Origin of the sequence: Maribacter thermophilus (genome assembly GCF_001020565.1) — a bacterium.
In the GTDB taxonomy this organism is placed as follows: domain Bacteria; phylum Bacteroidota; class Bacteroidia; order Flavobacteriales; family Flavobacteriaceae; genus Maribacter; species Maribacter thermophilus.
The window spans coordinates 1060927-1075767 of the sequence record NZ_LDAS01000001.1; the positions used below are offsets into that span (position 1 = coordinate 1060927).

At 36.4% G+C, this 14841-nt stretch carries 11 protein-coding genes; 8 read left to right on the forward strand and 3 right to left on the reverse strand.

From position 1 onward, the window contains the following. The first annotated feature begins 335 nt into the window (after nt 1–335). Together AB657_RS04705 and AB657_RS04710 are read left to right on the forward strand one after the other, a co-directional pair. Entirely contained in the window at nt 336–2213 is a 1878-nt protein-coding gene (locus AB657_RS04705; protein WP_157491585.1) for an ATP-binding protein, read from the forward strand. A gap of 204 nt (nt 2214–2417) precedes the next feature. Beyond that, a complete protein-coding gene (locus AB657_RS04710; protein ID WP_232304845.1) occupies nt 2418–4514 on the forward strand; it encodes a tetratricopeptide repeat-containing sensor histidine kinase in 2097 nt (698 codons plus the stop codon). Here the strand turns inward: AB657_RS04710 and bshB1 are convergent. Then, nucleotides 4511–5227, reverse strand: coding sequence for a bacillithiol biosynthesis deacetylase BshB1 (gene bshB1, locus AB657_RS04715; RefSeq protein ID WP_047245436.1), 717 nt, complete (start codon nt 5225–5227; stop codon nt 4511–4513). The genes AB657_RS04710 and bshB1 overlap by 4 nt on opposite strands. Before the next feature lie 70 nt (nt 5228–5297). Next, a complete protein-coding gene (locus AB657_RS04720; RefSeq protein WP_047245437.1) occupies nt 5298–6467 on the reverse strand; it encodes a trans-sulfuration enzyme family protein in 1170 nt (389 codons plus the stop codon). 274 nt (nt 6468–6741) lie between these two features. On the opposite strand from AB657_RS04720, the gene AB657_RS04725 reads away from it, so the two are divergent. Then, complete coding sequence (locus AB657_RS04725; RefSeq protein WP_047245438.1) at nt 6742–8031, forward strand: M14 family metallopeptidase; 1290 nt, start codon at nt 6742–6744, stop codon at nt 8029–8031. A 2-nt stretch (nt 8032–8033) separates the two neighbouring features. Here AB657_RS04725 and ccsA read toward each other — a convergent pair whose 3' ends face one another. Further along, nucleotides 8034–11216: a cytochrome c biogenesis protein gene (gene ccsA, locus AB657_RS04730; RefSeq protein ID WP_047245439.1), complete on the reverse strand. Its 3183-nt coding sequence runs from the start codon at nt 11214–11216 to the stop codon at nt 8034–8036. 137 nt (nt 11217–11353) lie between these two features. Here ccsA and AB657_RS04735 point away from each other — a divergent pair, with 137 nt between their 5' ends. From AB657_RS04735 to AB657_RS04755, 5 genes are read left to right on the forward strand one after another with little or no spacing between them, the layout of a single operon-like run. Further along, the gene (locus AB657_RS04735; RefSeq protein WP_047245440.1) at nt 11354–12115 is read left to right on the forward strand and encodes a Rossmann-like and DUF2520 domain-containing protein; all 762 of its coding nucleotides are present in this window, start codon (nt 11354–11356) and stop codon (nt 12113–12115) included. Beyond that, nucleotides 12099–12626 carry a KdsC family phosphatase gene (locus AB657_RS04740; protein WP_047245441.1) on the forward strand — a complete coding sequence of 176 codons (528 nt, stop codon included), beginning with the start codon at nt 12099–12101 and terminating at the stop codon, nt 12624–12626. The genes AB657_RS04735 and AB657_RS04740 overlap by 17 nt, the downstream gene beginning before the upstream one ends. A 2-nt stretch (nt 12627–12628) precedes the next feature. Next, nucleotides 12629–13216, forward strand: a complete 588-nt coding sequence (locus AB657_RS04745) for a Maf-like protein (RefSeq protein ID WP_047245442.1) — start codon at nt 12629–12631, stop codon at nt 13214–13216. A 36-nt stretch (nt 13217–13252) separates the two neighbouring features. Next, on the forward strand, nt 13253–14206 hold the full coding sequence (locus AB657_RS04750; RefSeq protein ID WP_047245443.1) for a hypothetical protein: 954 nt from the start codon (nt 13253–13255) through the stop codon (nt 14204–14206). A gap of 3 nt (nt 14207–14209) precedes the next feature. After that, entirely contained in the window at nt 14210–14776 is a 567-nt protein-coding gene (locus AB657_RS04755) for a mechanosensitive ion channel domain-containing protein (RefSeq protein ID WP_047245444.1), read from the forward strand. Nucleotides 14777–14841: the final 65 nt, after the last annotated feature.

The window sequence follows — 14841 nt, forward strand, 5'->3', positions numbered from 1 at the left end:
ATCTGATCTTTCAAAAGATTCTACATAAATTATATCACCTTTTCTTATAAGTGCTTGATTAATAATTTTTTTTATATTTAAATTTACAACACAAAAATTCGGAACAATTCTAATTTTGTCTAACCATTTAATTTTCTAGCTTGCCTAATACCCCCCACACAAACACTACATACAATACTACCCGTTTCTTCCTGTTAACTTTGATATTTTGTGTTTTATCTTCTGTAAATAAGATATATACGCAAACGGATAGTATTAATAGTTTAAAAAAGGAAATCGTTGTTTTTAGAAAAAATAACAGCGATTACAAGAAAGATACTACTTATATAGGCCTATTGAATAAATTAAGTTGGGAGTCTCGCTATTCCAATACAGATACTATGCTCTTGCTTGCAAAAGAAGCATACAGACTTAGCGAGCTTGTAAATTATGATAATGGAAAAATAAAAGGGTTACTGAATAAATCCGGATACTACCTCTATAGTGGAAAACCACAAGAATGTATTGAATATTCATTACAGATTTTAGAAAAAATACCAGATCATGAATATGACCTGAATGCTCTGGAAGCACACAATCAAATGGGGCAAGCCTATTTTATTTTGGCCGATTACCCAAATTCATATAGATCGTTCTCCCAATCTTTAGAAATTGCAGAGAAAACTAAAAGCACAGAATTTTTAATTCGTGGAAATCTTAATATTGGTGTAATGTTCAGTTTACTCCATAACTATGAGCAAGCTAAAAATTATCTGTTTAAAGGTCTAGACTATTTTAAAGACTATGATGACGAAGCATTAAAGGCCAAATTGACTTCTAATCTGGGCTATACCTTGGCCCAAATGGGTGAATTAAAACAGGCGGAATCTCAATTGGATTATAGTATTTCGGTCTTTGAAAAACACAAAATACCCGAATGGCTCTCTTTTGGGTTAAATACCAGGGGCTTTGTTGCCTTAAGCAAAAAGAATTACTTAAACGCAAAGCAGCTTTATGAAAAAGCTCTCAAAATACAAGAAGAACTAAACGACAAAAAAGGCTATACAGATGCTCTATTTGGTTTGGCAGAGTCAAATCTTGGACTTCGTAACTATTCCGTCTCCGAAGACTTGGCAAAACAAAGCTTAGATCTATATTCCAGTATTGGCATTAAAACAGGAAAAGAAAAATGTTATAAATTATTATCTAAGTTATATAAAATTGACAAAAAACCTGAATTGGCATTGGAATATATGGAAAAGTCCAATTTATTATCCGATTCCATTGCAAAAGAAGAGAACAATATCAACATAACCATGTTGAATGCCAGATTACAATTTCAAAAAGAAAAAGAAGCTATAGAAAATAGCAACATTCATAAAATTGAACAACAAAAAAAATATATCCAATTTAGTTTAATAGCATTGTCCGCCAGCATACTTTTAATTGTTTTTATATATATGGCCCACAGAAGGGTTAAGAGTTTAAACACAATTCTTGCCGAGAAAACAAAGATACTTTCGGAAAATAAAAACGAACTAGATCAGATAAACAAAAACCAAGAAAAACTCTTCTCCATTGTAGGTCATGACCTGCGAGGGCCAATAACTTCATTAAAAAGCTTATTAAATCTCTCTTTGGAAGATAAGGAAGGAGAAAACTACTTTAGAAAATTTGCACCGAAACTACAGACCGATCTAGATCATATTCAATTTACATTGGACAATCTTTTAAATTGGGGACAAACCCAAATGAAAGGAGCCAATATTACAATTAGAGAGGTGAAGGTCAAAAAAGAAATACAAGATATAATAGGATTGTTCGACAAAAACCTTTCTGAAAAGAACATTGGGGTCATTAATGAACTAACGGACGAAATGCATGTACAGGCCGATGTTAACCATTTTAGTATAATATTTCGAAATTTAATCAGTAATGCCATCAAATTTACATCAGAAAACGGCCATATAGAGATAAAGGCCAAAAGTAATGATGCCAGTCTAAGTATATCTGTTAAGGATAATGGCATAGGCATGGATGCAGATACTTTAGACAAAATATGGAACAGCCCTGAACACTATTCCACTTACGGCACCAATAACGAAAGAGGTACCGGACTTGGGCTATTGTTATGTAAAGAAATGGTTGAAAAAAATAACGGCTCCATTAAGGTAGAAAGTACCCTTGGTCATGGGACCACATTTCACGTTGAATTTCCTAACCGTATTACGTAATACAACCTATTCCCCAATTATTTATTTAATGCATCCTTATATTTAGCACCTGTGTTTTATTACCGAATATGTTAATAATAAAGCTATTTCAAAAAATTATGTTCGACAAAATACATAATTGAGTCGTTGAAACACACAAAAAATGGCATTTCACAACAATAATTACGTATAAAGACAAGTTCACTTTAATTTTACACCTTAATTGTGATATACAACAGGGTGTCCTTAAAAACAATCTTATTCTCTAAAATACGAACGGCAAGACCCCTGTATGCGTTTTTATTTCTTCTTACCTGTAACTTCTCGTTTGCCCAGATTTCTGTCAGAGATTCATTAAAACGTGAAATTATACAATATAAAAAGGAAAAAAAGTATACCCAAGATACCACATATATTAATTTACTTCTACAATTAGCTTCAGAGCAACGATTCTATAAATCGGACAGTTTAAGAATATTATCGAAAGAAGCCTTAAAACTTAGTGACGAAACAGATTATAATATTGGAAAGGCAAAATCTTTTATTGGATTGGGTACTTATAATTCGGACCAAGGAAAATATGACAAAGCCATAGATAACTATAGAGAAGCTCTGAATATTGCCATACAACTAAACGATAATGGCCTAAAATTAAAAGCTCTTAACTACACTGCCGGAGCTCATGAATATAAAGGAGATTTTGATTTTGCCTTAAGAGATTATTTAAAGGCCATAGAAATTGGTGAATCTACCGATAATAAAAAAATGCTTTCTGTGGTAAACGAGAACATTGCCAATTTATATCTGTCTCAAAAAGATTATAAACAAGCCATGTTGTTTTATAATAAAGTAAAAGATATCAACGAACGTATCGGTGACCCCATAATCATGGCAGAAACTATGAGCAATATGGCTTCGGCTTATGCGGATATGGGAAAATTAGATCATGCCATGTTCAATATTAACAGTGCCATTAAAGTATTTGAAGACCATAAAATTTTAGATTGGTTGGCATATGCCTATGAGATTAAAGGGAAAACATACCTAAAACAACAAAAAAATACTTGGGCCATGTACTGGTACAGGCAAAGCGAACTTTTGCATAAAATGCTTGAAGATGAAAGATCCGAAATTTCTATGCTATATGGCATCGCAAAAGCCAACCTAAATTTAGGAAAAGACAGTATTAGTGAAATCTATGCAAAGAAAGCCTATCGCATTTCAAAAAAAATAGAGGATATAATAGGTATTCAAGAAGGTTCTAAAATCTTATATGAAATAAATAAAAACAAGACAGATTTCAAAACTGCTCTAGAATACCATGAAATTTATGAAAAGGTAACACGCAATATAACAGGAAAAGAAAATAAAAAAGGTTTGACCATGCTCAAGACAAAAATTGAGTACGAACAGCAAAAAGAACAATTGATCTTGGCCAACGAAAAAGCACTTGCGAAACAGAAAACCTATGTATATCTCGCGCTTATAGCCCTTATTATATTTCTTGGCATAACGCTTTTGGTCAGAAAAAATGCCAAAGTACAGAAATCACTGAACAAAGAGCTTTTATCAAAACAAGAAGACCTGGAAAAAAAAGAGGAAAACCTCCAAGAAATAAACAACACCAAAAACAAACTCTTTTCTATTATAGGCCATGATTTAAGAGGTCCTATAGGAGCCTTTCAAGGACTCATCAAACTATTTAAGGAAGGTGAAATGCCCAAAGAAGAGTTTCTAAACCTTGTTCCAAAACTTAAATCCGATATCGACCATATAGCCTTTACTTTAAACAACTTGCTTTCTTGGGGGCAAACACAAATGAACGGTTCGGTCACCAAACCTGGAACAACCTCATTAGAAACCATTGTTCATGAAAACATTTCGTTATTATCTGAAATAGCCAACAATAAATCCATTAAAATAATTAATAGAACCGAGCCAAACACCTTAATATGGTGCGACAGTGACCAATTGGATATTGTAGTTAGAAATTTAATTAGCAACGCTTTAAAGTTTACACCAGAAAATGGTGTGGTCACTATTGGTGCCACCGAAAAAACCAAACATTGGGAAGTGTACGTACGTGATAACGGCATAGGAATGAATGAAGAAACCCTCGGGAAGATATTTAACAAAACAGGTACACATAGTACCACCTATGGTACCAATGATGAAAAAGGAACAGGCCTAGGCCTCTCTTTATGTAAAGAAATGATCGAGAACAATAAAGGCATCATATGGGTAGACAGTGCCCTACATAGAGGTTCTAGTTTCTATTTTAAATTGCCCAAGGCACAAAACCCATATAAAAAGACCGCTTAAATAAGATTATCTAGCGAGTCAACGGCTATATACCTTTCTACTGTAAAGCCTTCGGCATAATCCTTTCCTACCAACCTACCCAAATCGCGTGCCCTATACCTTACACTTTCTATAAAAGTTTTACTTGTAATGGGTGTTTCGGGTTCTTTACTGTTTGGGTCGTGAAATTGTGAACCATAGGCCAAGATAGATTCTATTTTAACATCTATAAAATCACTGATATCCACTACAAAATCTGGTTCTATATTTTTCCATTGAATATAATGGTAAACCAATTTCGGTCTCCATTTCTCTTGCTTACTTCCATCCAATTCTGTTTTAATTTTAAGAAGGCCACTCAAAAAACAGGCATCACTTACAAGCTTACTACCCTTACCATGATCTATATGGCGGTCATCAATGGCATTGCACAAAACAATTTCGGGGCGATACTTTCGGATCATTTTAATCACTTCTAGTTGATGGGCTTCATCATTGGTAAAAAATCCATCCCTAAAACATAGGTTTTCCCTTATTTTAAGTCCAAGAATTTCTTTTGCGGCAGCAGCTTCTTTATCTCTAATCTCGGCAGAACCCCTGGTACCCAGTTCTCCCCTGGTCAAATCGACCACTCCAACTTTTTTACCGTTCGAAATTTCTTTGGCAATGGTACCTCCTGCTCCTAATTCTGCATCATCTGGATGGGCTCCAAAAACGAGTATGTCTAATTTCATTAAAATACGATCATTTAAATATTATGTATGGTCGTTATCATAAAATAACCTTACTAACAATAAGGGTGTTTTATAAAACTTTTTCGCTCTTTTTTACAGAATTGATAGCATATTCTATATCATCCATTAGGTCTTCGATTTCCTCAATTCCAACAGAAAAACGAATTAAACCATCTGTAATACCCTGTTTTGCCCTTACTTCTGGACTCATAAGGGCATGAGAAGTCTGAGCTGGGGATAACACAGTGCTTTCAACACCTGCCAAACTCATAGAAGGCTTGATCAAGCGTAGTTTTTTTTGAAATGCCGAGGCATCCAGATAAGATTTTAGTTCAAAGGACAACATTCCCCCAAATCCTTTCATTTGCTTTTTTGCAAGTTCATGATCTTTATGCGAGGGCAAACCTGGGTAATAAACCGTTTCTATATCTTGGTGAGAATCCAAGAACTCAGCCATTTTAAGAGCATTTTCATTTTGGGCCCTTACCCTAATACCCATGGTCTTTATACTTCGCTCCAACAACCAAACCGTATAATCGCTTAAACTACCTCCAAAATTTTTTGCCAAATGAAAAATACGATCCATATTTTCTTTACTGGAGGCGACCGCACCGGCACAAATATCAGAATGCCCCCCCATGTATTTTGTAGCACTATGTATTACAACATCGATGCCAAAATCTATAGGGTTTTGATTTACAGGACTAGCAAAGGTATTGTCGATCATTGATACCAGACCATGCTTTTTTGCGATTCTGGCAACCCCTTCAATATCGGTAATGGTCAATAAAGGATTAGAAGGTGTTTCTATATATATTACTTTCGTATTCTCTTTGATCTTTGATTCAAAATTCTGTGGGGTCCAACCATCGGTAAAAGAATATTCAATACCATATTTTGAAAACTCCTCTACGACCAAGTTATATGTTCCTCCATATAGAGTTTGTTGTAACACTATATGATCTCCTGCTTTTAAAAAAGCGAACAAAGATGTACTTACGGCCGCCATACCACTACCAAAAATCAAAGCCGACTCGGCATTTTCAAGGGCGGCAATCTTCTTACATAGTCCTTCTTGGTTCGGCGTATTAAAATACCGAGGATACCTTTTGATATCAACATCATCGAACGCATAAGAAGTACTCATATATAATGGCGAAACCGCACCTTTATGGACTTTGTCCTCTAATTCCCCTACGTGTGTGCAAACCGTATTCAATCCTTTTCTATTTGAGCTCATAACCATGAAATTTTTAAGTTTTAAAGGTACAAAATTGATTTTGACTTCCTTTTTATTCGAACGAACATGTTTTGTAACAGGAAACCCATTGAAGAGGAGGCTATTATTACTTTTAAAAAAGACCGTTCAAATTCGTATTCGGCAAAAAATAACGTACACCCTGTTAAACCTCAATAAAACAACCTAGTCAATAGCCCCAAAAAATTTATAAAATTTGTTTTGCCACAACATAAAAAATTATAATTTAAGATTCTCTAAATCAAAATGATTTTAAATGCGTTATCTGTACCTCTCTCTTGTTATTATTGGCTTACTTTTTTTTTCCTGTAAAAATTCTGAAAAAGCGATTACCCAAAAGACCGTTACTGGTTATCAGGGCCAAGGAGCAAGCCCTGTTGTACCCACGGTAGACAAACCAGTACAAAGACAATGGAAAGGAATATGGTCGTTTGATAAAGAAACTTTTTTTACCAATGATTTCGACGGTGCCAGACTAAATGGGGTTGCGGATGATGGCAACGACCACTACACTATTTGGATTACCGCCGAAAATACCCCTATTAACGTAAGTCCTTGGTATTCTTTTAAAGTATGGACGGAACAACCGAGGGAAATCACCATAAAATTGTCTTACCAAAACTCTAGAAGTAGGTATTACCCAAAAATAAGTACCGATGGCAGAAATTTTAAACCATTGGACAGCCTTGCCTATAAGATCATTAATGCCGGAGAAGGTGAATTTGGCATAAAAGCGGCACCTGAATTTGCAGAAATTACCGTTGTCGCAGGCAAAGAACCTATTTGGATTTCGGCCCAAGAACTATATACCTCAAAGCGTGTGCAAGAATGGGTAGATTCTCTTTCGACAAAACCGTTCATTACCAATTATGAGATTGGCAGATCACATGAGAACAGGCCAATGCAGTTAATGGAAATCAAAGAAAACAAATCAAGTAAAAAAGCCTTGATGATCATTTCTAGACAGCATCCGCCAGAGGTTACCGGGTTTTTGCTGATGAAATCATTTATAGAAACTATATCCGGGGATACCGAACAAGCTAAAAGGTTTAGAGAAAACTTTGACATTTTTGTAGTTCCGTTAATGAATCCGGACGGAGTGGACAATGGTCATTGGCGCCATAATATGGGCGGTATAGACCTTAACAGGGATTGGCAAAACTTTAATCAGCCCGAAACAAAAAGTGTTAGGGATTTTTTGAACAAAAAGAGTGACGAAGGTTATGAATTTGTTTTCGGTGCCGATTTCCACTCTACTTGGGACGATATTTATTATCCCATAGACAGTACCGTAACCGGAGATAAAGGTATGATCGTTTTTGATTGGATAGAAAGTATCTCTAACCGTTTACCACAGAAGAAAACCAATGTAAAACCATCAAAAAAGACAGTACCCACCATGGTTTCCAGAAACTATTTTTACATGAACCACGGTATGCCCGCCATTGTTTTTGAATTGGGGGACAATACCCCTAGGCCATTTTTAAAACAAAAAGGACAAGTGGCTGCAGAAGAAATTATGCGATTACTCTTAGAGAAAGAATAATTTTATTTCGAAAAATTTACTTTGTAACGCCAATAGCTCAATGCCCCAAGGATTAATACCCCAGCAACGGTATACCAAATAAAAACAGGGGTGATCACTTGGGCCCCACTGGCATAACTATGAAGACCTACCAAATAAAAGTTGACTCCGAAATAGGTCATCATAATACTTCCGAATGCAATAACACTTAAAAAGTTGAAGGTCCATTTTCCCCTAAGGCCAGGTACCAAGCGGGTGTGTATAACAAAGGCATATACCATTATCGAAATCAATGCCCATGTTTCTTTAGGGTCCCATCCCCAATAACGTCCCCAACTTTCGTTGGCCCATTGACCACCTAGAAAGTTTCCTATCGTTAGCATAATAAGCCCAACGTTCAGCGAAAGCTCATTGATGATGGTCAATTCCTTTATATTGAACTCCATCTTCTTTTTGTTCTTCTTAGTGGTCATCAACATAAATAATAACGAGACTACCCCCAAGATCATACCGACTGTCAGAGGTCCATAACTACCAACAATTACGGCCACATGTATCATTAACCAGTAACTATCCAAAACGGGTTGGAGATTGGCAATAGAGGGATCCACCCAACTTTGGTGGGCTATCCATAATAGCATAGACGTTACGAATGTCGATGCAGCTATGGTCATGTCGTTTTTTCTACCCAACAAAAGCCCCATTCCCATAGTGGCCCAAGAAACATAAAGAATACTCTCATAAGCATCACTCCAAGGGGCATGACCAGAAATATACCATCTAAGTACTAGTCCGGCCGTATGCCATAAAAAGAACAACATAACTGTTCCTTTAAAGAAATACACCCCTACCCTCCATATTTCACGGTCTTTAAAAATTTGAAAAATCAAAATGAAGAAGAACAGAAGTCCGACAAGGGCATAAAATTTATAGAGTCTATTGAATATGTCCAGTTTATTGTAAATTACTTCGATATTTACCTTTTTATCGGATGGTAAAATCTCACTGCCGTGATTATGTTGATTTTGTTTAAAGGCATCCAACAGTTTGTCCGCCTCCGAATAATCACCGGTTTGTTGTGCCTTACCCAATGTCATCAGATAATAAGGCATGGCATTTTTAACAAAATTGGCATATAGGGAATCTTGGATCTGATATTGCCCCCCTCTAAATTCTACGGCAGATATCCATTTATTGTTCTCATCGTTCAACAAAGGGAATATCTTTACAATATCTTGCCCCAATGCCTGATTTAAAAGACTTAAACGAATATTCGCATCTTTAAAATCTTGCTGAAATTTGTTAGGGTTGTTCGTTGCAGTTGCCTCTCTAAGAAATGGTTCTAACTTATAGTTTCCTTTACTGTCAAAAAAGTCAGTAGCCTTTACATATTTTTGACCAGAGGGCACTCCAATGATCTTACGTATACTATCATTCTGAGCTTTCTTGTCCAAGGCGATGAAGGGCGTATTGTACCAAACCGCAGGATTCATCATCATAGACAAAAACACCTGGTCGGAATTATAGCCCATATACGTGCTTTTTTGGCTAAGCTTTCGCAACAATTCAGAAGAGAAGGTATTTATAGGCTTCATTCTTCCCCCTTCATCCTGTATAATAAGTTTACCAAATTTATCGGCATGCTCTTTGGAAACCATAGAGGATTCTATAATTGAATCTATCTGAAATTTTGTAGGAACCATGCTATGGTCATGTCCATCATCGGCCGTATGCTCTTGGGCATTCATTGAAAAAGTCATCCCTATCAATAATACGATAGTGGTTATGACCTTGTTCTTTTTTGCTTTCATCTTTTCTAAAGATTCCGCCAGATCCTTAAATCTTGTCTTACCATAAAACATAATACCCATGAGCCCTATATATAATAAGAAATAACCAATGTACGTGATCCAAGTGCCCCAAAAGTCATGGTTTACAGAAAGCCTTGTCCCCTTCTCATCGGGATCAAAACTAGCTTGAAAAAACCTGTAACCTTTGTGGTCCAGCACATGGTTCATATAAATATCGTAGTCAAAAGGACGTTCGTCCATTACCGTAATTTTACTCATAAAAGAAGCATAGGCATTCTCAGTTCCGGGATGTTTTTCCGCAATAAAATCGTTCAGTTTTATAGCAAACGGAAGCTCATGTACCTTAGATCCATAACGAAGGGCAAAATTTAATCCCCCTACCGAAATCTTATCCGTAAAATTGGTTCCCCCTTTTCCTCCCAACACTTTGATCTCTTTGGTTTCCCCGTTACTGGTAACCTTCATTACCAAGGCATCCAAATCGATCTCTGATTTTTCAGATTTTGGTATTTCTACCACACCATAACTTCCCTGCACCAAAGAATCTGGAATCACGAACTGCATGTTCGCCGTGTTATAAAGAGATCTTAGCTGTAAAGGCTGTAGGCTGTCTTTTACCAGCAAACCTTGAAATTGGTCCGCCATTCGCATAAAATTACCATCAAAAGGAGATATGATCTTGTAATCAGGGCCATTTGCAAAAATATTGATAGCCCCTTGCGTTTCTTTGTTCAGTGCAAAAAGCACCCCATGTATACTGGCCACTTTTCCATTCTCCAAAAAATGTTCGTGGCGCTGTCCATCACCAGCCTCTACTATTTTTAAATACGTATTTCCTTTAGAATCGGGAATAAGACCTTCTTTGGCACCTTTTATAAAACCAACATAAGAAACAGTAAAAGGTTGACCGTTAAAATCGCCGTTCCATGGCAAATTAGACTTTATGCCCTCTGGGGTAACGATCAAATCGTCTTCTAGGGTCTTTCTTCTAGGTTCACCATCAATTTCACCTTCTACATGTACCGTTAAATAGGTTTTATCCGAATAAAAAACATTTTCAGTAGCACCTTCCCTTATGGGCATCATTCCTTCAAAACTGATATAGCGTGTTACAAAAGCCCCGATAATGATCAATATCCACGATAAATGCAAGATCAGCACAGCCCATTTTTCTTTTCTCCACAATCTATATCTAGAAATATTGCCCAGAAAATTAATTACAAAAAACACCATAATAACCTCGAACCAAGTGGTATTGTATATCCAGATACGAGCAGTTTCGGTACTGTACCAACTTTCTATAAAGGTACCGAAGGCCAGGGCGACCGCAAATACGATAAACAGGACGGCCATTAAACGGGTGGAGAAGAATATTTTCTTGAGCATTTCTGTCATAACCAGAACCAATTGATTTCAGCACGCAAAAATACGGCCTTTTACACTTTCAAAGAAGTAGTTTTAAGCATAAAGCTTCTTCAATTATGTTAATTTTGACATAACATATTCGCTTTAATTCTTTGTATTTTCGCAAAATGATTTCCGTAGTTATCTTAGGCACCGGTAATGTAGCACAAAACTTATTTGAAGCTATGTTTCCCAACAAGCAAATAAACATTGTTGGGGTTATTGGTAGAAACAATACATCTCTAGTTTTTTTTAAGGACAGAACCACTGTTTCCACAAACTGGACAGACCTTCCTTTGGCCGATATTTATATTATGGCCATAAAAGATGACGCCATACCTTTGGTTTCCGATAAATTGAATGTTAATGGCCTACTGGTACACACCTCGGGAAGTGTTCCATTGACAGCTTTATCCAAACACCATGATATTGGTGTTTTTTATCCTCTACAGACCTTCACATCTGGGAAAAAAGTAGATTTCAAAAAAATTCCGATATGCTTGGAAGCCCAGCAAGAAGATAGCTTGAAATTATTGCAAAAATTGGCAGGACATATTAGCAATACCGTTGAAACCATAGATTCGGAAAAACGAAAGGCGCTTCATGTAGCGGCGGTATTCGCAAATAATTTCACCAATCATTTATACCATATAGCAAATGACATCTGTAACGAGCATCAAATTGATTTTACAATTTTAAAGCCATTAATAAATGAAACAGCCAATAAATTAAATGTTCTGTCGCCTAAAGAAGCACAAACAGGACCAGCAAGAAGAGGAGATCAAAAAACATTGCATAATCATTTAAGGTTGTTAAAAGTCGGACAACATAGAGAAATATATAAACTAATGAGCAATTCAATTAAAGCCACATATGGAGAAGAGCTATAAAGAGTATTTAAAAGGGATTACCACTTTTGTTTTTGATGTTGATGGAGTGCTTACAGATGGTAATGTACTCGTAACGACAGAAGGGGAAATGCTCAGAAAAATGAGTATAAAGGATGGTTACGCCCTAAAAGTGGCCATTAATAAAGGATACAACATCTGTATTATAACAGGGGGTACCAACCAAGGTGTCAAAAAACGTTTGCAAGGCTTGGGTATTACAGATTTTTACATGGGAGCACATCATAAAATGGATGCCTTGGACGAGTATTTGGACATCTATAATATTAATCCCAACCATGTGCTATATATGGGAGATGACATACCTGACATTCCTCCGATGAAAATGGTAGGCCTAGCTACTTGCCCTCAAAATGCAGTACCTGAGGTAAAGGCCGTTTGCAAGTATGTTTCCCACAAAAACGGAGGAAAAGGATGCGCCCGCGATGTAATAGAACAAGTTTTAAAAGTGCGCGGAGATTGGATGGATAATTTTAGTGCGGCAAACGACTAACTATGTGGACCGAAAAATTAAAAGACCATAAGATAATCTTGGCCTCGGGATCCCCAAGAAGAAAACAGTTTTTTAAGGAAATGGGACTGGATTTTGAAATTCGTCTAAAACCTGTAGATGAAGTCCACCCCCCAAGCCTAAAAGCGGGCGAAATCTCAGATTATTTAGCAAAATTAAAGGCTTCGGCCTTTGATGGATCACTTAAACCAAAAGAGATACTCATTACTTCCGACACTGTAGTATGGCATAACAACACCTCTTTGGCCAAAGCTTCTTCAAAACAAGAAGCTTATAACATGTTACAACAACTTTCTGGTGATTGGCACAAGGTGATTACATCTGTCTGTTTTACGACCAAAGAAAAACAGCTCATAAAAAACAGCACTACAGAAGTAAAGTTTAAGGAACTTACCAAAGAAGAAATTTATTATTATATTGACTCATACAGCCCTTTTGACAAAGCAGGGGCCTATGGCATACAAGAATGGATAGGCCTTATTGGTATAGAGCAGATACAAGGTTCATATACCAATGTTGTTGGCCTGCCTACCCAAATGGTGTACGAAACTTTAATAAACATGGCTAGATAAAGGCTTTTTATTTAACTTATAACAAAAGAGGACATTATGTTTAAAAAGTGGTTTATATCAGAACTTTTGATTGTCTTAAGTGCCGTAATATATAGTAGCCTAACATCTTGTAGAGATGATAAAAATACAAGTGCGGATGCCAGCGCCCCAAAACCACAGGAAATCAAGGCGTCGACCCAAAAAAAATCACTTACCAACGAGTTTAAAAATTATTGGTATGCAGGCAATGCCGAAATTACCTCATACGAACTAGAACAGGTAAGATATGGTGAAATACGAGATGGAAAAGCAGTCTTGATCTATGTTACAGAACCTTTTCTAAAAGAAAAACAGGTAAAGGCAGATGGGAAAAGCCCAGATAATATTCCAGTACTTAAGCTAAATACCACTAAAAAGTATTTGACGGGCATCTACCCCTACTCTATTATGACCAGTACTTTTTATCCGGTTCATAACGATCAACATGCGCTTAAAGTATCTTTTTCGGCCCAAGAATGGTGTGGACATGTATATGCCCAATTGAACAATAAGGATACGTTTGAAGTTATGTCGCATTCTTATTTTGAAACGGAAGCGGATCAAACTTTTAGTCTAGACAAAGCCGTTTTAGAGAACGAACTATGGAATTTGATCAGGATAAGCCCCTCTGATCTACCAGAAGGAGATTTAGAGATCATACCTTCGTTGGAATATGTTCGACTAAGCCATAAAGAATTACGGGCCTACAAAGCCAAAGCGACATTGACCACCAAGAACAATATAAATAGTTATGAAATAACCTACCCCAAACTAGAAAGAACCTTGACGATAAATTTCTCTGCCGACTTTCCGCACACAATAGAAGGGTGGTCAGACTCCTTTAAAGGTGGTTATGGTTCTAATGCCCAAATGTTAACTTCAAAGGCTAAAAAAATCAAAACCATAAAAACTCCTTATTGGCAACAAAATCATAATAAGGATATATATTTGCGAGATAGTTTAGGTCTATAATTTATGGAGGAATTTATTACAACCCACAAAAGCCAACTGTTATCCAGTCTTATATTATTTATTTTAGTAATTATCTTAAAAATCGTTTTTTCTTCACTGGTAAGAAAAGTAGGAAAAATAAGTGATTTTAACCCTGTAAGAACCAACTTGATCATTAAATATATCAATGTTGGCATGTTCATATTATCGTTTGTGGCCCTTACCTTGATATGGGGCGTAAATTACAAAGACCTGGGCCTTTTACTTTCTTCTGTTTTCGCCGTAATCGGCGTGGCTCTATTTGCCCAATGGTCTATTTTGAGCAATATTACGGCAGGAGTGGTCATATTTTTTTCGTTCCCCTTCAAGATTGGTAATACCATACGTATTCTGGACAAAGAGCTATCCGATTCCGAACATCCGGAAAATGAAATTTTTGTTATTGAGGATATCAGGGCTTTTCATATGCATTTAAGAAGAGGTAACGGGGAAATTTTAACCTACCCAAACAACCTTGTTTTACAAAAGGGAATTATTCTAATATCGACCTATAAAGATGAATCTGCCCTTAGCGATATTGGAGAGGCCTAGTTGTTAAAGAAGTCGTAAAAAGTTAATCTAGGGCATTAATCTTGTTATATTTGAAACCAGACCTA